20 protein-coding genes are annotated in these 20506 nt (G+C 70.8%); 9 read left to right on the top strand and 11 right to left on the bottom strand.

Annotated elements, in window-relative coordinates; all coding sequences use genetic code 11:
* The first annotated feature begins 165 nt into the window (after positions 1–165).
* The 5 genes from folP to ACFWWR_RS11895 all read left to right on the top strand — a co-directional run bounded on the left by folP (position 166) and on the right by ACFWWR_RS11895 (position 3426).
* On the top strand, positions 166–1074 hold the full coding sequence (gene folP / locus ACFWWR_RS11915; protein WP_383864508.1) for a dihydropteroate synthase: 909 nt from the start codon (positions 166–168) through the stop codon (positions 1072–1074).
* Positions 1071–1574, top strand: coding sequence for a nuclear transport factor 2 family protein (locus ACFWWR_RS11910; RefSeq protein ID WP_383864511.1), 504 nt, complete (start codon positions 1071–1073; stop codon positions 1572–1574). The genes folP and ACFWWR_RS11910 overlap by 4 nt, the downstream gene beginning before the upstream one ends.
* A gap of 293 nt (positions 1575–1867) precedes the next feature.
* The gene (folB, locus tag ACFWWR_RS11905; RefSeq protein WP_217235004.1) at positions 1868–2227 is read left to right on the top strand and encodes a dihydroneopterin aldolase; all 360 of its coding nucleotides are present in this window, start codon (positions 1868–1870) and stop codon (positions 2225–2227) included.
* Positions 2224–2835 carry a 2-amino-4-hydroxy-6-hydroxymethyldihydropteridine diphosphokinase gene (gene folK, locus ACFWWR_RS11900; RefSeq protein ID WP_383864516.1) on the top strand — a complete coding sequence of 204 codons (612 nt, stop codon included), beginning with the start codon at positions 2224–2226 and terminating at the stop codon, positions 2833–2835. The genes folB and folK overlap by 4 nt, the downstream gene beginning before the upstream one ends.
* Before the next feature lie 105 nt (positions 2836–2940).
* Positions 2941–3426 carry a DUF3180 domain-containing protein gene (locus tag ACFWWR_RS11895; protein WP_383864519.1) on the top strand — a complete coding sequence of 162 codons (486 nt, stop codon included), beginning with the start codon at positions 2941–2943 and terminating at the stop codon, positions 3424–3426.
* 12 nt (positions 3427–3438) lie between these two features.
* On the opposite strand, the gene folE is transcribed toward ACFWWR_RS11895, so the two are convergent.
* The 6 genes from folE to dacB form a co-directional block, all read right to left on the bottom strand.
* Positions 3439–4044, bottom strand: coding sequence for a GTP cyclohydrolase I FolE (folE, locus tag ACFWWR_RS11890; protein WP_383864523.1), 606 nt, complete (start codon positions 4042–4044; stop codon positions 3439–3441).
* Positions 4045–4193: 149 nt separating this feature from the next.
* The gene (gene ftsH, locus ACFWWR_RS11885) at positions 4194–6233 is read right to left on the bottom strand and encodes an ATP-dependent zinc metalloprotease FtsH (protein WP_383864526.1); all 2040 of its coding nucleotides are present in this window, start codon (positions 6231–6233) and stop codon (positions 4194–4196) included.
* A gap of 186 nt (positions 6234–6419) precedes the next feature.
* Positions 6420–6980, bottom strand: coding sequence for a hypoxanthine phosphoribosyltransferase (gene hpt, locus ACFWWR_RS11880; protein ID WP_383864707.1), 561 nt, complete (start codon positions 6978–6980; stop codon positions 6420–6422).
* A 72-nt stretch (positions 6981–7052) separates the two neighbouring features.
* Positions 7053–8117 carry a tRNA lysidine(34) synthetase TilS gene (gene tilS / locus ACFWWR_RS11875; protein WP_383864528.1) on the bottom strand — a complete coding sequence of 355 codons (1065 nt, stop codon included), beginning with the start codon at positions 8115–8117 and terminating at the stop codon, positions 7053–7055.
* Between the two features lie 191 nt (positions 8118–8308).
* Positions 8309–9433: a zinc-dependent metalloprotease gene (locus tag ACFWWR_RS11870; RefSeq protein ID WP_383864532.1), complete on the bottom strand. Its 1125-nt coding sequence runs from the start codon at positions 9431–9433 to the stop codon at positions 8309–8311.
* A gap of 62 nt (positions 9434–9495) precedes the next feature.
* Positions 9496–11082 (bottom strand): D-alanyl-D-alanine carboxypeptidase/D-alanyl-D-alanine-endopeptidase, encoded by a 1587-nt coding sequence (gene dacB / locus ACFWWR_RS11865; protein ID WP_384303078.1) that lies wholly within the window; start codon positions 11080–11082, stop codon positions 9496–9498.
* Positions 11083–11206: 124 nt separating this feature from the next.
* On the opposite strand from dacB, the gene ACFWWR_RS11860 reads away from it, so the two are divergent.
* Positions 11207–11698, top strand: coding sequence for an inorganic diphosphatase (locus ACFWWR_RS11860; RefSeq protein WP_217234996.1), 492 nt, complete (start codon positions 11207–11209; stop codon positions 11696–11698).
* A gap of 103 nt (positions 11699–11801) precedes the next feature.
* Positions 11802–13508, top strand: a complete 1707-nt coding sequence (locus tag ACFWWR_RS11855) for a threonine/serine exporter ThrE family protein (RefSeq protein WP_383864710.1) — start codon at positions 11802–11804, stop codon at positions 13506–13508.
* Positions 13509–13604: 96 nt separating this feature from the next.
* Here the strand turns inward: ACFWWR_RS11855 and ACFWWR_RS11850 are convergent, their stop codons facing one another.
* Positions 13605–14477 carry a DedA family protein gene (locus tag ACFWWR_RS11850; protein ID WP_384303076.1) on the bottom strand — a complete coding sequence of 291 codons (873 nt, stop codon included), beginning with the start codon at positions 14475–14477 and terminating at the stop codon, positions 13605–13607.
* Between the two features lie 131 nt (positions 14478–14608).
* Here ACFWWR_RS11850 and ACFWWR_RS11845 point away from each other — a divergent pair, with 131 nt between their 5' ends.
* Positions 14609–14974, top strand: coding sequence for a YbjQ family protein (locus ACFWWR_RS11845; protein ID WP_383864539.1), 366 nt, complete (start codon positions 14609–14611; stop codon positions 14972–14974).
* 18 nt (positions 14975–14992) lie between these two features.
* Here the strand turns inward: ACFWWR_RS11845 and ACFWWR_RS11840 are convergent, their stop codons facing one another.
* Positions 14993–15754 (bottom strand): MerR family transcriptional regulator, encoded by a 762-nt coding sequence (locus ACFWWR_RS11840; RefSeq protein WP_383864542.1) that lies wholly within the window; start codon positions 15752–15754, stop codon positions 14993–14995.
* A 148-nt stretch (positions 15755–15902) separates the two neighbouring features.
* On the opposite strand from ACFWWR_RS11840, the gene ACFWWR_RS11835 reads away from it, so the two are divergent.
* Positions 15903–17186: an ion channel protein gene (locus ACFWWR_RS11835; RefSeq protein ID WP_383864545.1), complete on the top strand. Its 1284-nt coding sequence runs from the start codon at positions 15903–15905 to the stop codon at positions 17184–17186.
* A gap of 166 nt (positions 17187–17352) precedes the next feature.
* Here ACFWWR_RS11835 and ACFWWR_RS11830 read toward each other — a convergent pair whose 3' ends face one another.
* The 3 genes from ACFWWR_RS11830 to ACFWWR_RS11820 form a co-directional block, all read right to left on the bottom strand.
* Positions 17353–18531 carry an exo-alpha-sialidase gene (locus tag ACFWWR_RS11830; RefSeq protein ID WP_384303074.1) on the bottom strand — a complete coding sequence of 393 codons (1179 nt, stop codon included), beginning with the start codon at positions 18529–18531 and terminating at the stop codon, positions 17353–17355.
* A 246-nt stretch (positions 18532–18777) separates the two neighbouring features.
* Positions 18778–19539 carry an ABC transporter permease gene (locus ACFWWR_RS11825; RefSeq protein ID WP_383864551.1) on the bottom strand — a complete coding sequence of 254 codons (762 nt, stop codon included), beginning with the start codon at positions 19537–19539 and terminating at the stop codon, positions 18778–18780.
* Positions 19536–20504, bottom strand: a complete 969-nt coding sequence (locus tag ACFWWR_RS11820; RefSeq protein ID WP_383864554.1) for an ATP-binding cassette domain-containing protein — start codon at positions 20502–20504, stop codon at positions 19536–19538. Before ACFWWR_RS11820 ends, ACFWWR_RS11825 begins: the two co-directional genes overlap by 4 nt.
* Between the last annotated feature and the right edge of the window lie 2 nt (positions 20505–20506).

Genomic DNA, 20506 nt, shown 5'->3' with positions numbered 1-20506 from the left:
GCGGTGCCGACCGACCGGCACGGACCGCGGCCTCCAGGACAGGCCCGAGCGGGAGCCCCGCCCCCTCCTCCAGCCCGAGGACTTCCGCTCGGGCCGCACGTGCCCGGCTGTCGCGACAGGCGGGCCTCGGCCTTACGGCCCCGCCCCTGGGCCTACGCTGAACGTATGAGCAAGCAGAGCGGACGTGGGCGCGTCGCGGGCCTTCCGGAATGGGGCCGCTGCGCGGTCATGGGAGTCGTGAACGTCACCCCGGATTCCTTCTCCGACGGTGGCCGTTTCTTCGACACGACGGCCGCCGTCAAGCACGGCCTCGACCTGGTCACCGAGGGCGCCGACCTCGTCGACGTGGGCGGCGAGTCCACCCGCCCCGGCGCCACCCGGGTCGACGAGGCCGAGGAGCTCAAGCGGGTCGTCCCGGTCGTCCGCGGCCTCGCCTCCGAGGGTGTCACCGTCTCCGTCGACACCATGCGCGCCTCCGTCGCCGAACGGGCCCTCGCGGCCGGCGCAGCCCTGGTCAACGACGTCAGCGGCGGCCTCGCCGACCCCGCGATGGTCCCGGCGGTGGCCGCGGCCGGCGCCCCCTTCGTCGTCATGCACTGGCGCGGCTTCCTGGAAGGCGCCAACGTCAAGGGCGTGTACGACGACGTGGTCGCCGAAGTCGCCGACGAACTCCACGCGCGCGTGGAGGCCGTTCTGGCGGGCGGCATCTCCCCCGACCGCATCGTCGTCGACCCCGGCCTCGGCTTCTCCAAGGACGCCGAACACGACCTCACCCTCCTCGCCCACCTCGACCGCCTCCTCGGCCTCGGCCACCCGCTGCTCGTCGCGGCCTCCCGCAAACGGTTCCTCGGCCGCGTCCTCGCCGGACCGGAGGCCGCTCCCCCGCCCGCACGCGAGCGCGACGCCGCGACGGCCGCCGTCTCCGCCCTCGCGGCGCACGCCGGCGCATGGGCGGTGCGCGTGCACGAGGTGCGCGCGACGGCGGACGCGGTACGGGTCGCGCGCGCCGTGGAGAGCGCGCGGTCCGCGGAAGGCGCACGCGCCGCGGACAACGGTGCAGAGGGAGACCGGTGAGCGCCCCCCACACCGACGTGGAAGCGGTCGAACTCGCCAACACCTCCTTCTACGAGGCCCTGGAGGGCGGTGACTTCGAAGCGCTGGAGTCGCTCTGGCTCACCCCGGCCGACCTGGGCGTCGACGAGGAGTACCACGACCCGGCCGATGTCGGCGTGGTCTCCTGCGTGCACCCCGGCTGGCCGGTCCTGACCGGCCGCGGCGAGGTCCTCAGGTCGTACGCCCTGATCATGGCGAACACGGACTACATCCAGTTCTTCCTCACCGACGTACATGTGTCCGTCACCGGCGACACCGCCCTGGTGACCTGTACGGAGAACATCCTCAGCGGCGGCCCGGCCCCCGAGGGCGGCGAAGAGCTCGGCCCGCTCGTCGGCCAGCTGGTCGTCGCCACGAACGTGTTCCGCCGTACCCCCGACGGCTGGAAGATCTGGTCCCATCACGCCTCTCCCGTCCTGGCCGAAAACGACGAGGACGAAAGCGACGAGACGCCCGCCTGAGCGGGTAGGCGACTCATAGGACGGCGCCCCCGGGGACTCCCGCGAGCCACCCGGGACCGCCCGCGAAGGATGGGGAAGTGGTTGGAATCACGGACCCTGGGTAGGGGCGGCTACCAGCCCGTGAGCCGTCGGGTTCCCCAGGGGAAACGCAGGGTGAACCCTCCTGAACCCGGCCCGGCCGCGCCCCCGTGGCCCGGCCTTGTCAGTGCTCGCAGGTAGATTCGTTCGAGGCCGGTGTACCGCCCGCACGCGGTACGAACCGGCCGTCACCGACGATTGCAGGAGTGATTCGCGTGGATCGTGTCGCGCTGCGCGGCCTCAAGGCCCGCGGGCACCACGGTGTGTTCCCCAAGGAGCGCGAGGAAGGCCAGACCTTCATCGTGGACCTCGTCCTGGGCCTGGACACCCGACCGGCCGCCGCCGACGACGACCTGGCGAAGACCGTGCACTACGGCATCGTGGCGGAGGAGGTCGTGGCCGTCGTCGAGGGCGAGCCCGTCAACCTCATCGAGACGCTCGCCGAGCGCATCACCCAGGCCTGTCTGAAGCACGAAGGGGTCCAGGAGGTCGAGGTCACCGTCCACAAACCGGACGCGCCGATCACCGTCCCCTTCGACGACGTGACCGTCACCATCACCCGGAGCCGAGTATGACCGCGTTCTTCACCGAGGGTCAGAGCGACCCGACCGTACAGCCGGTACCCGCCTCCGTCGTCGAGAAGGTCGACGCCGCCGACACCACCCTGCACAACCCGAAACGAGCCGTGATCTCCCTCGGCTCCAACCTGGGCAACCGCCTGGAGACCCTCCAGGGCGCCATCGACGCCCTGGAGGACACCCCCGGCGTCCGCATCAAGTCCGTCTCCCCCGTGTACGAGACGGAGCCGTGGGGCGTCGAGCCCGGCAGTCAGCCGTCCTACTTCAACGCGGTCGTGGTCCTGAAGACCACCCTGCCCCCGTCCTCCCTCCTGGAGCGGGCGCACGCCGTCGAGGAGGCCTTCAACCGGGTACGGGACGAACGCTGGGGCCCGCGCACCCTCGACGTCGACATCGTCACGTACGCCGACGTCGTCACCGACGACCCGCACCTCACCCTCCCCCACCCGCGCGCCCACGAACGCGCCTTCGTGCTCGCCCCCTGGCACGACGTGGAACCCGAGGCCCAGTTGCCCGGGCGGGGCGCGATCGCCGCCCTCCTCGACACCCTCACCCGCCACGGCGTAGAACCCCGCAAGGACCTGGAACTCCGGCTGCCCGAGTAGCCGTTAAGGTCAAGACGACCCCGGGGCGGCCGGACATGCCGGCCGGACCGGACGGGTCGTCACGACCACCGTCCGGGACCACGGCCGGGGACCTGAAGGGACACCGTGAGAGAGCTGCGCATCAGGCTGCTGGCCGGCGTCTTCGCCATCGCCGGGATCCTGTCCTGGGCGGGCGCCCGCCTGTGGAACTCGGTCGGGACCCTCCCCAGCGTCCCCCTGGCCGCCCCCATCGTCCTCGCCCTGATCGCCGCGGTCCTGCTGGCCACGGCGCTCTCCATCCGCGCCCGCCTCAAGGCCCAGCGGGAGCGCCGCCCCGAGGCCAAGGGCGTCGACCCGCTCATGGCGGCCCGCGCGGTCGTTTTCGGCCAGGCAAGCGCCCTGGTCGCCGCCCTGGTCTCCGGGATGTACGGCGGCACCGGCGTCTTCCTGCTCGAGTCCCTCGACATCCCCGCCCGCCGCGACCAGGCCATCTACGCCGGCTTCTCGGTCCTCGCGGGCATCGCCGTCATAGCGGCCGCCATCTTCCTGGAGCGCGTGTGCAGGCTCCCCGAGGACGACGACCACAACACGGGGGCGGCTTCGGCGGCGTGACGCCGGTGGACGTCAGCGGGCCATGATGAGGCTCATCGCCTCGTTCCGCGTCGCCGCGTCCCGCAGCTGCCCGCGCACGGCCGACGTGAGGGTCTTGGCGCCGGGCTTGCGGATGCCCCGCATCGACATGCACATGTGCTCGCACTCCACGACCACGATGACGCCACGCGGCTCCAGCATCTCCATCAGGGAGTCCGCGATCTGCGTGGTGAGTCGTTCCTGCACCTGCGGGCGCCTGGCGTAGACGTCCACCAGGCGGGCCAGCTTGGACAGGCCGGTGATCTTTCCGGTGGTGGCCGGAATGTATCCGACGTGGGCGACGCCCCTGAACGGCACGAGGTGGTGCTCACACGTCGAGTACACCTCGATGTCCTTCACGAGCACCATCTCGTCGTGCCCCATGTCGAACGTCGTCGTCAGCACGTCCTCCGGGCGCTGCCACAACCCCGCGAATATCTCCTTGTACGCCCGCGCGACCCGAGCCGGCGTCTCCCTGAGGCCCTCCCGGTCCGGATCCTCGCCGACCGCGATCAGCAGTTCACGTACGGCGTTCTCGGCCCGCTTCTCGTCGAACTCGCCGATGGAGCCCTCGCCGTCCAGCATCACGGGGTCGGTCATCTGGTGCCTCGTTCCTGTGCCTCTCGCGCATGTGGGCCACGCGCGTCACTGCGGGCATACAAATGCCGCGCCCCCCAGGCTAGAACCTGGGGGGCGCGGCAATCCATTCCGGGCCTGGTGAGGTCACCGGGGCCGAGGTGCCCGAGGAGTCAGCTCTCCGGACGCTCCTCGGGTGCGGGCTCGGTCACCGGGGCGGGCTCCGCCGCGGTGGACTTCGCCGTGGAGATCGCCGGCGTGGCGCCGTTGGCACCGTTCGTCAGTGCGAGCTCCCTGGGGGAGAGCACCGGCGGACGGGTGGACGGCGTACGGCGGGAGGAGCCGGTCCAGGCCGGCCGCGGGGGACGCTTGACGATGGGAGCGAAGATCTCGGCGATCTGCTCCTTGTTCAGCGTCTCCTTCTCCAGCAACTGGAGGACCAGCTGGTCGAGGACGTCGCGGTTCTCGACCAGGATCTCCCAGGCCTCGTTGTGCGCCGTCTCGATCAGCTTCTTGACCTCTTCGTCGACCAGCGCGGCGACCTCTTCCGAGTAGTCACGCGGGTGCGACATCTCCCGGCCCAGGAACGGCTCGGTGTTGTCGCCACCGAACTTGATGGCTCCGAGACGCTCGGTCATGCCGTACTGCGTGACCATCGCGCGGGCCGTTGCGGTGGCCTTCTCGATGTCGTTCGCAGCGCCGGTCGTCGGGTCGTGGAAGACCAGTTCCTCGGCCGCGCGGCCACCCAGCATGTAGGCCAGCTGGTCCAGCATCTCGTTGCGCGTGGTCGAGTACTTGTCCTCGTCCGGCAGGACCATCGTGTAGCCCAGAGCACGGCCTCTCGAGAGGATCGTGATCTTGTGGACCGGGTCGGAGTTCGGGGAAGCCGCCGCGACCAGGGCGTGTCCGCCCTCGTGGTACGCGGTGATCTTCTTTTCCTTGTCCGACATGATCCGGGTCCGCTTCTGCGGGCCCGCCACGACACGGTCGATGGCCTCGTCCAGCGAGTGGTTGTCGATGAGCTTCTTGTCGCTGCGCGCCGTCAGGAGCGCCGCTTCGTTCAGCACGTTCGACAGGTCCGCGCCGGTGAAGCCCGGGGTGCGGCGGGCGACGGCCGACAGGTCGACGTCCGGCGCGACCGGCTTGCCCTTCTGGTGGACCTTGAGGATCTCCAGACGACCCTGCATGTCCGGACGGTCGACCGCGATCTGGCGGTCGAAACGGCCGGGACGCAGCAGAGCCGGGTCGAGGATGTCCGGTCGGTTCGTCGCGGCGATGAGAATCACACCGCCCTTGACGTCGAAGCCGTCCATCTCGACGAGCAGCTGGTTCAGCGTCTGCTCGCGCTCGTCGTGACCACCGCCGAGGCCGGCGCCGCGATGGCGGCCGACCGCGTCGATCTCGTCGACGAAGACGATCGCCGGGGCGTTCGCCTTGGCCTGCTCGAACAGGTCACGGACTCGGGAGGCACCGACACCGACGAACATCTCGACGAAGTCGGAACCGGAGATCGAGTAGAACGGCACGCCGGCCTCGCCCGCGACAGCACGCGCGAGCAGGGTCTTGCCGGTGCCGGGAGGGCCGTACAGCAGTACGCCCTTGGGGATCTTCGCCCCGACGGCCTGGAACTTCGCCGGTTCCTGCAGGAACTCCTTGATCTCGTGGAGCTCCTCGACGGCCTCGTCCGAGCCCGCGACGTCCGAGAACGTCGTCTTCGGGGTGTCCTTGGTGATGAGCTTCGCCTTGGACTTCCCGAATTGCATGACCCGGGAGCCGCCACCCTGCATCTGATTCATCAGGAACAGGAAGACGACCACGATGAGGACGAAGGGGAGCAGGGAGAGCAGGATCCCGACGAAGGCGTTCTGCTTCGTCGGCGAGACGGTGTAACCGTCCGGGATCTGCTTGTCCTGGTACTTGGTCTGCAGCGTGCCGGCGATGGTCACGCCCTGGTCGCCGATGTAGCTCGCCTGGATCTTCGAGCTGCCTTCGACCTTTTCGCCGTCCTTGAGTTCGACCTTGATGGTCGACTCGTCGCCGGTGGTCAGTTTGGCCGACTCGACCTTGTTGTCATTGATCGCCTGGATCACCTGGCCGGTGTCCACCGTCTTGTAGCCACCGGACGAGCCGACGACCTGCATCAACACGACCACGGCAAGGACGGCCAGCACGATCCACATGACCGGCCCACGGAAGTATCGCTTCACGTCCATCCATACGGAGCGATGACGCCCCGTCCCTCCTGCCATAGTGAGTTTGATAAGACAGTTCTTCTGACGGTACCCCAGCATTGTGGACCGAAGCCGCACGGGAGGGCTGGCGAGCCCGTCTGCATGCTCCAACGGCGCGAAACCCGCTGAGGTTCCCGATCGTCTTACAGGGCTTGGGCCGACTGGCTCTCAGCCACCGTAGACGTGGGGCGCGAGCGTACCGACGAACGGGAGGTTGCGGTACTTCTCGGCGTAGTCGAGGCCGTAACCGACGACGAACTCGTTCGGGATGTCGAAGCCGACCCACTCGACGTCGATGGCGACCTTGGCGGCCTCGGGCTTGCGCAGCAGGGTGCACACCTTGAGGGATGCGGGCTCGCGCGAGCCGAGGTTGGAGATCAGCCAGGACAGGGTCAGGCCGGAGTCGATGATGTCCTCGACGATGAGGACGTGCTTGCCCTTGATGTCCGTGTCGAGGTCCTTGAGGATCCGCACCACACCGGAGGACTGGGTGCCCGCCCCATACGAGGACACGGCCATCCAGTCCATGGTGACGGGGGTGGACAGCGCCCGGGCGAGGTCGGCCATGACCATCACCGCGCCCTTGAGGACGCCGACGATGAGCAGGTCCTTGCCCGCGTACTCCGCGTCGATCTTCGCGGCCAGATCGACCAGCTTCGCGTCGATCTCTTCCTTGGTGATGAGTACCGTCTTGAGGTCGGCACCCATGTCGTTCGCGTCCACCCGCATCACTTTCGGTCGTCCCACCGGCCGTTCGGACCGCCCACGAGCCGTAAGCGATCCGATGGCGGGGGTCCGGATTCAGCCTTGCCGAATCACCAGTCTGCCACCCTGCCGCTGGGCGACGACTTTGCCCGGGAGATTGATGGCTCCCTGGCCTCGCCAACCGGTGATCAGCCGGTCGACTTCCTCGATGTGCCGGGCGAACAGCGAGCCCGCCGGAGCGCCGGCCTCGATGGCGACGCGGCGCAGGATGCGGCGGCGTACGGCGGGCGGCAGGGCGTAGAGCTTGGCGCACTCCAGGAGACCGGCCGCGTCCCGGACGGAGGCCTCGGCCTGACCGGCCCAGGCGTCCAGGGCGTCGGCGTCGTCGCGGGAGAGCCGGGCCGTACGGGCGAGGGCTTCCACGACTCCTTTGCCGAGCGCCTTCTCCAGGGCGGGCAGACCCTCGTGGCGCAGCCGGGAGCGGGTATACGCCGGATCCGCGTTGTGCGGGTCGTCCCAGACGGGCAGCGACTGGACCATGCAGGCCTTGCGGGCGGTCTGCCGGTCGAGCTGGAGGAAGGGGCGGCGGTAGCGGCGGGCGGCCCCCGGCCCTCCGGAGACAGCGGCCATACCGGACAGGGAGCGGATGCCCGAGCCGCGGGCGAGGCCGAGCAGGACGGTTTCCGCCTGGTCGTCGCGGGTGTGGCCGAGCAGGACCGCGAGGGCGCCATGGCGTTCGGCGGCGGCGTCCAGCGCGGCGTAGCGGGCATCGCGGGCGGCTGCCTCGGGTCCGCCTTCGCGGCCGACGGTCACGGCGGTGGCCTCGACCGGGTCGAGGCCCAGTTCGCGCAGGCGCAGGACGACTTCAGCGGCGCGCAGGTCGGAGCCCGGCTGCAGACCGTGGTCGACCGTGACGCCACCGGCGCGGATGCCGAGCTTGGGGGCCTCGAAGGCGAGGGCCGAGGCGAGGGCCATGGAGTCGGCTCCGCCGGAGCACGCCACGAACACGAGCGGCGACGGCCGGCGCTCGTGCGGGGTGCTGTCCGGGGCGCCGTCCGGGGCGCCGGGCTCTCCGGTCGTTCGGCCGTGGTCGGTGAGGATGTCGTGGAGGACGCGGCGGACCGCCAGGCGTATCGCCGCGACCGCAGGATGGGGACCCATGTCCGGTTCCCTTCATGAAATTGTCGGGGGTGAGCCCGAGCTCGGTCACTCAGAGTGTGTAGATGGTGACAGAACCGGGCCGTTCCCCGAGCATTGCACGCCTACCCATCGCTCACGGTCCCTCGGACGGGTGATTGGAGGGGCGTTCGCCTGCCGTCGGCCGGAATCGCTTCACGACCCCGGCGCCCTGTTCACGACTCGGGCTTGCGGTGCACCCGCGCGACCCAGTCCGCCGGTTTGGCGATCTCCGTCTTGGTGGGGAGGGTGTTCGGGGACGTCCACACGCGGTTGAAGCCGTCCATGCCGACCTCGTCGACGACGGCCCGTACGAAGCGTTCGCCGTCCCGGTACTGCCGGAGTTTGGCGTCCAGTCCCAGCAGCTTGCGCAGCGCCATGTCGAGTCGGGAGGCCCCCTTGGCGCGACGCTGCTGGAACTTCTCGCGGATCTCGGCGACGCTCGGCACGACGTCCGGACCGACCCCGTCCATCACGAAGTCGGCGTGGCCCTCCAGGAGGGACATCACGGCGGTGAGGCGGCCGAGGATCTCCCGCTGGGCGGGCGTCTGCACGATCTCCACGAGGGACCTGCCGCCCTCGTCCTCCTCGCCCTCGGGGCGCCCGCCGGCGAGGGACTGGGCGGCTTCCCGGATGCGTTCCAGGACGGTCATGGGGTCGACCTCGGTCTCCCCCAGGAACGACTGGATTTCACCCTCCAGGTGGTCCCGCAGCCAGGGCACGGCCGTGAACTGCGTGCGGTGCGTCTCCTCGTGCAGGCACACCCACAGGCGGAAGTCGTGGGGCTGCACGTCGAGTTCGCGCTCCACGTGCACGATGTTCGGGGCGACCAGGAGCAGCCGGCCGCCGCCGTTCTCGCCCGCGGGAAGGTCGCGGGTGGACGGCGCGAACGTCTCGTACTGCCCGAGGACGCGCGAGGACAGGAAGGACAGCAGCATCCCCAGCTCGACGCCCGTGACCTTGCCGCCGACGGCGCCGAGGACCGCGCCGCCGGGAGTGCTGCCGCGCCGCTCCTGCATCTTGTCGAGCAGGGGCTTGAGAAGCTCCCGGAAGCCCGCGACGTTCGCCCGGACCCAGCCGGGACGGTCGACGACGAGGACCGGGGTGTCGTGGGTGTCTTCCGTCCCCAAACGAGTGAAGCCCCGGACGTGTGACTCCGAGGCCTTGGCATGTCGGCGCAGTTCCGCGACGACGGCCCGGGCCTCGTCGCGGCTCACCTCGGGGCCCGGCCGCACGAGCCGGGTCGCGGTCGCCACCGCGAGATTCCAGTCGACCATCTCGGCACCACCGATGCTCGTCATGCGTCAACCGTACGTGAGCGCCACCGCTTGGGGCAGGGCCGCGCGAGGTTGACGGGGCCTGGTTACCTGCAACCGCACGCCGCCAGGGCCGTCGCCGTCCGGTCCAGCGCCGACTGTGCCGCCGCCGGGTCGGTCGTGTTCGACGCCAGGAAGGCGAAGGCCAGGAGGCGGCCGCTTTGGTCCACCACCGTTCCCGCCAGCGTGTTCACGCCCGTCAGAGTGCCCGTCTTTGCTCGTACGATTCCCGCCGCGCCGTCCGTATAACGGCTGGTCAGGGTCCCCGTGAAGCCGGCCACCGGAAGGCCGGTGAGGGCCGGGCGCAGTTGCGGGTGGGCCGGGTCGCCGGCCTTCGCCAGGAGGGACGTCAGCAGGTCCGCCGTGAGTCTGTCGCCGCGGTTCAGGCCGCTGCCGTCCTTGAAGCCGGCGCCCGACACGGGCAGTCCGAGCTGCTTCAGCCGGGCGCCGATGGCCCGGCCGGCGCCGTCGAAGTCGGCGCGTTCGCCTGCCGCGACGGCTGTCTGGCGGGCGAGGGCCTCGGCGATGTCGTTGTCGCTGTTGGTGAGCATGCGTTCGACGAGTGCGGAGAGCGGGGGCGAGGAGACGGTGGCGAGGGACTCGGCGCGGCCGGTGGCCTTGGAGGGGCCGGGAGACGTGGTCCTGATGCCGTGCTCCTTGAGGAGGCCGGCGAACGTGCGGGCCGCGTCCGCCGCCGGGTCCGGCACGCGCGGCGCGGGTCCGCTCGCGGAGTCGTCCGTGCGTGCCTCGTCGGCCATCAGGGCGCTGACGGGGGCGAGGTTGTCGTTGACGCCGATGGGGTGAAGTTCGGGACCGGCGTACAGGGTGGTGTCGTACGAGAGCGTGACTTCGCTGATGTCGCGCTGCTTCAGGGCGGCGGCCGTGTCGTCGGCGAGGGTGCGCAGGCTCGCCCAGTCCCCGGCGTCCTCGTGTGCGGTGAGGGTGGGGTCGCCGCCGCCGACGAGGACGAGTTCGTTGGTGTCGGGTTCGAGGGCGGCGCGGGTGGTGAGGCGGTGGTCGGCGCCGAGGGCGGAGAGGGCGGCGACCGCGGTGGCGATCTTCGTGGTGGAGGCGGGGGTCAGGGCCTCTTCGGCGCCCGTGCCGTAGAGCCGCCTGCCGGTGGCGACGTCGACGACCGCCGCCGTGCGGCGGGAGCCGAGTGCCGCGTCCTTCAGGAGGGGGTTCAGGACCTCGGCGAGGGCCGGTCCGGTCGGGGCCGTCTTGGCCCGGTTCGTGGCGCCGCCGAGGCCGGCGAGGACGGAGGCCGCGCTGGGCGCCGGCCGGGGCGCCCCTCCCGCCGTGTCGGAGGACGTGCCGGTCGAGCCATCGTGATCTGCGCCACCCGTGTGCTCCAGGGCAACCGCCCGGTCCCGCTCCGCCGTACGCTGACCGCTGGAGTCCCAAGGGCCGGCGGCGGTCACCACTGCTCCGGCCAGCGCCAGTCCGGCGGTGGCTGCGCCCGCGGTGTACTGCCAGGTCTTCGGCCTCGTGATCCGCGCGACCTGCGGCTTCGCGGCCCGCGCGATCCGTGTGACCCGCGGTTTCGCGGCCGCGGTGGCTCGCGCGAGACGCGGTCGTACGGCGCCCGCGGCCCGTGCCAGACGCGGTCGTACGGCGTTCGCGACCCGCGTCACACGCGGTCTCGCGGCTCGCCAAGGCCTCAGCTCTGGCACGACCACCAGCCCCTTTCGCGATCACACACCTGCGTGAGGGACACTTAACCACCAGAACTATGTGTTGATCATGGAGGAGTCACCGGTGGAGTTCGACGTCACGATCGAGATCCCGAAGGGTTCGCGGAACAAGTACGAGGTGGACCACGAGACCGGTCGGATCCGCCTGGACCGTCGACTCTTCACCTCGACCGCCTACCCGACCGACTACGGCTTCGTCGAGAACACCCTCGGCGAGGACGGCGACCCGCTGGACGCGCTGGTCATTCTTGACGAGCCGACATTCCCGGGCTGCCTCATCAAGTGCCGTGCGATCGGCATGTTCCGGATGACGGACGAGGCCGGCGGCGACGACAAGCTGCTGTGCGTCCCGGCGACCGACCCGCGTGTCGAGCACCTGCGCGACATCCACCACGTGTCGGAGTTCGACCGCCTGGAGATCCAGCACTTCTTCGAGGTCTACAAGGACCTCGAGCCCGGCAAGTCGGTCGAGGGCGCCGACTGGGTGGGCCGTACGGACGCCGAGATCGAGATCGAGCGGTCGTACAAGCGCTTCAAGGACCAGGGCGGTCACTGATCCTGCTGTTGCGAAGGGGCCGCACGCATGCGCGTGCGGCCCCTTCGCGTATGTGTGCGCATACTGAGGCTTGCTGAACGTGTCGTACAGGGAGCGCTACGGAGTGAGGGACGCGGAGGACCGCAAGCCGCGGTCGGACGAGGCCAGGAGCCGGTTCACGGCCCCCACCGCAGTCGTCGGGGATTCGGCCGATTCCTCCACGACGTCGGAGTTCGCGATTCCGCAGGGGCTGGCCGTTCCCAGAGGCGTCGGCACGGAGTCCGAGGTCACCTCCGAGTTCGCCCTGCCCAAGGGGCTGGACGTCGCGCAGACGCCGCCGGCGGACTCCGAGGGGTCGGCGTTCAGCAACCCGCGCACCTACAGCGCGAAGGACGCCCCGCCGGCGTTCACCCCTGCGACCGGCATCCCCGTGATCAGCCTCACCAAGAACGCGCCCTGGCAGGACCGGATGCGCACGATGCTGCGGATGCCGGTGGCCGAGCGGCCCGCGCCGGAGCTCTTGCAGAAGGTCGAGGAGGAAGGGCCGGCCGTTCCGCGCGTGCTCGACCTGACGCTGCGTATCGGCGAGCTGCTGCTGGCCGGCGGTGAGGGCGCCGAGGACGTGGAGGCGGCCATGTTCGCCGTCTGCCGGTCCTACGGCCTGGACCGCTGCGAGCCCAACGTCACCTTCACCCTCCTGTCGATCTCGTACCAGCCGTCGCTGGTCGAGGACCCGGTGACGGCGTCCCGGACGGTCCGCCGCCGCGGCACCGACTACACGCGCCTGGCGGCCGTGTTCCGGCTGGTCGACGACCTCAGCGACCCCGACACGGCGATCTCCCTGGAGGAGGCCTACCGGCGGCTCGCCGAGATCCGGCGCAACCGGCACCCGTACCCCGGCTGGGTGCTGACCACCGCGAGCGGTCTGCTGGCGGGTTCCGCCTCCGTGCTCGTCGGCGGTGACTACATCGTCTTCATCGCGGCCGCGCTCGGCGCGATGCTCGGCGACCGGCTGGCGTGGCTGTGCGCGGGACGCGGACTGCCGGAGTTCTACCAGTTCACCGTCGCCGCGATGCCGCCGGCCGCGATCGGGATCGCCCTGACGCTCGCGCACGTGGACGTGCAGGCCGCCGCGGTCGTCACCGGTGGACTCTTCGCCCTGCTGCCCGGGCGGGCGCTCGTGGCGGGCGTCCAGGACGGTCTGACCGGCTTCTACATCACCGCGTCCGCGCGCCTGCTGGAGGTCATGTACTTCTTCGTCGGCATCGTCGTCGGGGTGCTGATCATGCTCTACGTGGGTGTGCAACTGGGCGCCCACCTCAACCCGGACGCCGGACTGGGCGACTCCGAACGGCCGCTGTGGCAGATCGGCGCGTCGATGCTGCTGTCGCTGACCTTCGCGGTGCTGCTCCAGCAGGAACGATCCACCGTGCTGGCGGTGACCCTGAACGGCGGTGTCGCGTGGTCGGTGTACGGCGCGATGCACTACGCGGGCGGTCTCTCGCCGGTCGCCTCCACGGCGGTGGCGGCGGGGCTGGTGGGGTTGTTCGGCCAGATGCTGTCCCGGTACCGGTTCGCTTCCGCGCTGCCTTACACGACGGCGGCGATCGGGCCCCTGCTGCCGGGTTCCGCGACGTATTTCGGGCTGTTGTCCATCGCGCAGAACCAGGTCGACGAGGGGTTGGTGTCGCTGTCGAAGGCGGCGGCGCTGGCGATGGCCATCGCCATCGGGGTCAATCTCGGGTCGGAGATCTCGCGTCTGTTCCTGCGGTTGCCGGGGGCGGGGAGTGCGGCGGGGCGAAGGGCCGCGAAACGGACGCGGGGGTTCTGAGCGCCGGGTGCCCGCGAGGACGGAGGGTTCCGGCGGACGGCGGCCGCGGGTTCGTCGTGGTTGCTCGCGCAGTTCCCCGCGCCCCTGGTCCGGCTGTCAGTAGCCCTGCTGGGGCGGGTACTGCTCGTTCTGCTGGGAGCCGTACGGCTGTTGTCCGTAGTTCTGCGGGTACTGCTGGGCGTACGGCTGCTGCTGGGGCTGGGGCTGGCCGTAGTGCTGGTCGTAGCCGTACTGCTGCTCGCCCTGGGTGTCCTGCTGGTCGGTCGGGGGGATGCGGCGGAGTTGGGTCGTCGCGTCGTCCATGGCCGGGGGCTGGTAGGCGGCGACCGGGGGCTGAGCGGCGGCGCGCTTCTTCTTGGAGCGTTCGCGGAGGTACTCGACGGCGATCGGGACCACGGAGACGATCACGATCAGGACGAGGATCGCCTCGACGTTCTTCTTGATGAGGTCGATCTGGCCGAGCCAGTAACCCGCGAGGGTGACGCCGGTGCCCCACAACACGCCGCCGACGATGTTGTACGTGAGGAAGGTGCGGTACTTCATTCGACCGGCGCCCGCCACGATGGGGGCGAAGGTGCGCACGATCGGCACGAAGCGGGCGAGGACGATCGCCTTCGGGCCGTACTTCTCCATGAACTCGTGGGCCTTTTCCAGGTTCTCCTGCTTGAAGAGCTTGGAGTTGGGGCGGCTGAAGAGCCTCGGACCGAAAAACTTGCCGATCATGTAGCCCACTTGGTCGCCGATCACCGCGGCGAGCACGATCAGCGTGCAGACCAGCCACAACGGCTGGCTGATGAAGTTGCCCTCGGCCACGAACAGGCCCGCCGTGAACAGCAGCGAGTCGCCCGGCAGGAACGCGAAGAGCCCGGACTCCGCGAAGACGATCAGCAGGATGCCGGGCAGGCTGAAGGTCTCGATCAGATAGTCGGGGCTGATCCACTCGGGGCCGAGCGCGAGCGTGGTCGTCACGGGTTTGTGGCTCCTGCGTGTGGGGGACGGGCTGGGCTGGCTGCCAAAAGTATCAACGCAGCCGTCGTGGCCCAGGTTCCATGGGCGCCCCCAGGATGCACTGTGGTCCGTCTGGGACAAAGCTGTGGACCATGGGTATCGAAGAATACGGCGGTGGCCAGGAGCCCCGTCCGGACGTGCTCGTGGTGACCACGAACGACGTGCCCGGCCACCGGGTCCAGGAGGTCCTCGGAGAGGTCTTCGGGTTGACCGTACGGTCCCGGCACCTCGGGAGTCAGATCGGCGCGGGTCTGAAGTCGATGATCGGCGGTGAGCTCAAGGGGCTCACCAAGACACTGGTGGAGACCCGGAACCAGGCGATGCAGCGGCTGGTGGAACAGGCACGCGCGCGTGGTGCCAACGCCGTGCTGATGTTCCGCTTCGACGTGTCGGAGGCCGCGGACGTGGGCACCGAGGTGTGCGCCTACGGGACGGCGGTGGTCCTGGCCCGGGAGTGAGACTCCCGGGCCGGGAATTCAGGAGGTGCGGCGGGTCGCGTTCGCCGTGATCGCGTCCCTCAGGTGTTCGGCGAGACCCGGGCGCATGGAGTCGTAGAACGCCTTGAAGCGCTCGTCGGTGACATACATCTCGCCGAGGCTCCGGTGGAGTTCGTACGAGCACTCGTAGAACCACGTGCCGATGTGCTGCCGGTGTTCCTCGGCCATGTCCATCGCCGCCTCGCCGGTCGGCGGTTCGCCGGCGGCCATCAGGGCGTCGTAGCGCTCGCTCCAGTCGTTGACCTCGGCCTGCATGCGCTTCCAGTCGTCCTTGGTGTAACTCGCGGCGCGGCGCTGCGACTCGGCGTACGCCTCCGTGCCGCCCCAGCGCTGTTCCGCCTCCTCGGCGTACTGCTCGGGATCCTTGTCGCCGAAGACCTCGAACTTCTCCTCCGGCGTGAGGTTGATGCCCATCTTGCGTGCCTCCATGGCGTTCTCCACGGCCGCCGCCATCTTCTGCAGCTTCTCGATCCGGGCGGTCAGCAGTTCGTGCTGGCGGCGCAGGTGCGCGCGCGGGTCCGCGGCCGGGTCGTCGAGCAGGGCGGCGACCTCCTCGAGCGGGAAGCCGAGCTCTCGGTAGAACAGGATCTGCTGCAGCCGGTCGAGGTCGGCGTCGCTGTAGCGCCGGTGGCCCGCGTGGCTGCGCTCGCTCGGGACGAGCAGGCCGATGTCGTCGTAGTGGTGCAGTGTGCGCACCGTCACTCCGGCGAAACCCGCCACCTGTCCCACGGAATAGCTCACTTCGTCCGCTCCCTTCCCGGTACGCCCTCCACGGTGGGTCCTCACGCGACGTGAGGTGCAAGCCGAATTTCCGGCGGGGCCCGGGCGGCGGACCCCCGGCCGGCTCCCTCCGGATGTTCAGTCCGTTTTGTCCCCCTATCGTGAGCGCGTGGCCCAGGACCCCGCGCAGCAGGCGCCCACCGCCCCGGCGACCCCGGCGCGCGCCCTGCTGCCGTTGGTCCTCCCCGCTCTCGTGGTGGGTGCGGGCGCGAGTCTGATCCTCCTCGGGGTGAGCGCGGCGGCCGAGGAACTCCAGGACGTGCTGTGGCAGAACCTGCCGGACGCGCTGGGGATCGGCCGGTACTCCGTCCTCTGGATGCTCGTCGTGCTCACCGCGACGGGCGTGGTGGTCGGGCTGGTGGTGTGGAAGGTGCCCGGGCACGCCGGGCCCGACCCGGCCACCACCGGGCTCGATGCCCCCGTCCTCCCGCCCGCCGTGCTGCCGGGACTGGTGCTGGCGACCGGGCTCATGCTCGCGGGCGGGCCGAGTCTCGGTCCCGAGAACCCGATCATCGCCGTGAACGTGGCGCTCGCGTTCTGGCTGGGCGGTCGGCTGCTCCCCCGCGTTCCGGGCAGCCTGTGGCCGGCGCTGGCGGAAGCGGCGACGATCGGCGCGCTGTTCGGCACGCCGGTGGCGGCGGCGCTGGTCATCTCCGAGGCGCTGGCCGGGAAGCAGTTGAAGGGGGCGCTGTGGGACAGCGTCTTCGCGCCGCTGGTCGCCGCCGCGGCCGGCGCCCTGACAACCGCCCTGGTGGACGAACCGACCTTCGACCTGCGTCTGCCCGCCTTGGGGCAGCCCGGCTGGGGCGATCTGCTGGCGGCGCTGGTGGTCGCCTCGGCGGCAGCGCTGCTCGGCATGATCGCCGTGTACGCCTTCCCGTACGTCCACGGCGCCTTCGCCCGGCTCGGCCACCCGATACTGGCCCTTCCGGCCGGCGGGCTGGTGCTGGGCCTGCTGGCGGCCCTGGGCGGCCATCTGACGCTCTTCAAGGGGCTGGACGAGGTCGGCGAGCTGGCCCGCGACCCCGACGGCTGGTCGGCGGGGCAGTTCGCGACGATGACCGTGGTGAAGCTGGCCGCGCTGCTCGTCGCCGCGTCCTGCGGCTTCCGAGGCGGGCGGATCTTCCCGGCGGTGTTCGTCGGCACCGCCTTCGGGCTCGGCGCCCATGCCCTGGTGCCCGCCGTCCATCCGGCGCTCGGTGTCGCCGCGGGCGTCCTCGGCATGCTCCTCGCCATCACCCGGCAGGGCTGGGTGAGCCTGTTCACGGCCGCCGTGCTGGTGGCCTCCCCCGCGATCCTCGCCCTGCTCTGCATCGCCTCCCTGCCGGCCTGGCTGCTGGTGACGGGCCGGCCGCAGATGCAGTTGCACAAGGACGGGACCCCGGTCACCTGAACCCGCCGATCAGGCAAGGAGACCCGCCCATGCCAGGCGGTCGTGGGCGGCAGGAAAGTCTCCGGGAGGCGGTGCTCGGGCGGGACCTCCGACATGCCGCCGACCTGGTTCGCCAAGGGGCGGCCACCGGTTTCCCTCACCGAGTCCGCTGTGCGGTGCGTCCCTGTCAGTTCCCGTCGCCCAGCTCGAAGGACGCCCAGTGGACCCCGTCGGCGGATATGCGAAAGCTCCCGGCGCCGAAGCTGTCGCTCCACAGGTAACCGAGCGGCGTCCGGGTGACCGAGCCGGCCAGTCCCCGGCTGCCGGACCCCGTGAAGGAACGGCCGCCGTCGACGCTTCGCCAGGCGCCGGCCTCGCCGTGGACCGTGAGGCTGCCGTCGGCGGCGGCGACCGGGGTGCCGAGTGACGAGCGTGGTTCGACGCCCTTGCGGTGTTTCCAGACCCGCTCCCAGGTGTGGGCGCCGTCGGTGCTGCGGTACAGGGCGAGCAGGCCGTTCTTCACGTCGTCCTCGTCGGGCGGGAGGCCCGGCCGGACCGCGTACAGCAGCGTCGACCGGGCGACACCGACCACGTGCACGCCCGAGCCGTGCTCCGCCGTCCCCGGCAGCCGGGAGAGCCGCCAGCTGCGCCCCCGGTCCTCGCTGACGGCGAGGGCGGGCCGACCGGAGCCCGGGTCACTGCCGGAGGCGAACAGCAGTTCCTCGGCCGACGCGCCGACCAGGCCGCTCTCGGCTTCCGGCGCGACCGCGCCCGCCGGCCGCACCGCGCCCTCCAGCGGAGGCTGGCCGGCCAGGGCCTTGTACTCCCCCGTGTCCGGCAGAACCGCGACCAGGCGGGATCGTTCGCAGCCGTTCCCCTCCGGGTCCGTCCGCAGGCAGTCCTCGACCAGCGCACCGCCTTCGGGCACGACCGCTGTCGACCCCGAGGGCTCGCTGGAGCCCCGCCGCCAGTTGCGACCCGCGTCCCCCGTGAACCAGGTCCCGTCCGGGGGCGGCCAGGTGCCGTCCGTGAGGAGCGCCCGGCCGGGCCCCAGGACGACCAGGCCCGCCGTGATCCCGAGGTCACCCGTCACGTCCGGCAGCGGCGAACGGGCGAGCCGCCACGCGTCGGCGCCCCGGTCGAGCACGGCGACTCTCTGCCGGCACCGTGTTTTGCCGCACTCCGCGAGCAGCGCGAACCCACTGCCGTCCGACGCGAAGCCGATGCCGGCCACGAAGCCGGGGAGCTCCCGCGCCGACGGGATACGGGGAGGCGTGAACTCCGCCTTTCCGGGCGCACGCCCGCCCGCCCCCGCGTCCCCGCACGCCGTCGTCAACGCCAGCACGCCCAGCACGGCGGCCACCACCGCCCTGCCCCTGCCTCTGCCCCTGCCCCTGCCCCAACTCATGGGAACCCCCCGACCACCGGATCCGCCCGGCCGCGATGCACTGTCATTTCTGGTACACCGCTCACCGCGCCCGGGTTCCCATATCCCCGAGACGACTTTCCGGACCGCCCCTTTCCCCGCGACGACTTTCCGGACCGCCCCTTTCCCCGCGACGACTTTCCGGACCGCCCCTTTCCCCGCGACGACTTTCCGGGCCGCCCCGCCCTACTTGCTCAACGCCCCGAACCTCCGCACCGCCAACGGAAAGAACACCCCCACCAGCACCAACGGCCACACCACCGCGGCCCACACATGTCCCGGCTCCCCGCCCGGCCCGCCGAACAGGTCCCGTACCGCCGTCGCCGTCTGGGACATGGGGTTCCACTCGACCACCGTCCCCAGCCACGCCGGCATGGACTCGGGGGTCGCGATGGCGTTGGAGAGGAAGCCGACCGGCCAGACCAGGATCTGCACGGCCTGCACCAGTTCCGGCTTGCCGGCCACCATCGCCAGGTGGATGCCGATCCACAGCATCGCGAAACGGAACAGCAGGAGCAGCCCGACGGCTCCGAGGAAGCCGGAGACCCCGCCGTGCGTCCGCCAGCCGATCGCGTGACCGACGCCGATCATCACCGTCAGGCTCAGCGCCGACTGGAGCATGTCGGCGACCGAACGGCCCACCAGCACCGCGCCGTTGGCCATCGGCATGGACCGGAAGCGGTCGATCACGCCCTTGTTGAGGTCCTGCGTGACGGCGAGCATGGTGCCCTCCAGGCCGAAGGCCATGGTGAGCGCGAGCATGCCGGGGATCAGGTAGTCGACGTAGCCCCCTTCGACTTCCCGCCCGCCGCCGATGAGGTAGCCGAACATCAGCAGCAGCATCACGGGAAAGACCAGGTTGACCGCGACCTGCACCGGCTGCCGCGCCCAGTGGGCGAGTTCGCGCCGGGTCATGGTCCAGGAATCGGTCAGTGCGTACGTGCTCACGCGGTCTCCTTCGCTCGGTGGTCGCCCACTCGGTCGTCGCCGGTGAGGTGCAGGAACACCTCGTCCAGCGTCGGGCGGCGCAGGGCCACGTCCTCTGCCTCGATCCCGGCCTCTTCCAACGCGCGCACGACCCCGGACAGGGCCGCCATGCGGTCGGTGACCGGGGCGCTGAGCAGCCGGCGGTCGGTGTCGACGGACACGCCGGTGCCGGCGAGCGGCAACAGGGCGACGGCCGCGCCCAGTTGGCCCGCGTCGCGCAGGACCACGTCGATCCGGTCGCCCCCGGTCATCGCCTTCAGTTCGTCCGCCGTGCCGTCCGCGATGACCCGGCCCCGGTCGACGACCGAGATGCGGTCGGCGAGCTGGTCGGCCTCCTCCAGGTACTGCGTGGTCAGCATCACCGTCGTACCGGCACCGGCAAGGGAGCGGACCGCGTTCCACACCTCGGCGCGGCCGCGCGGGTCGAGGCCGGTCGTGGGTTCGTCCAGGAAGAGGACCTCCGGTTCGGTGATGAGGGAGGCCGCCAGGTCGAGGCGGCGCCGCATGCCGCCGCTGTAGGCACTGACGGGCTTGCGGCCGGTGTCGGTGAGGCCGAAGCGCTCCAGGAGTTCGCCGGCACGCACGCGCGCGTGCCGGGCGCCCAGGTGGTACAGGCGGCCGAACATCTCCAGGTTCTGGCGACCGGACAACTCCTCGTCGAGGGCCGCGTGCTGCCCGAGCAAGCCGATGCGGAAGCGCACCTCCTGGGGCTGGGTCACGAGGTCGTGACCCGCCACCTCGATGCGGCCCGCGTCGGGCCGCAGCAGGGTGGACAGGATCCTGACCAGGGTCGTCTTGCCCGCGCCGTTCGGCCCGAGCACGCCGTGCACCGTGCCCCGCCCGACCAGCAGGTCAAGGCCGTCCAGTGCCTTCTTGTCGCCGTACTTCTTGTGTGCGCCTTCGACGGTGATCGCCGTGTCGGCCACTG

The organism is Streptomyces sp. NPDC058678 (genome assembly GCF_042714835.1).
Classification (GTDB): domain Bacteria; phylum Actinomycetota; class Actinomycetes; order Streptomycetales; family Streptomycetaceae; genus Streptomyces.
The sequence above is the reverse complement of the archived record's forward strand: the minus strand, read 5'-3'. Positions and strand labels throughout refer to the sequence as shown.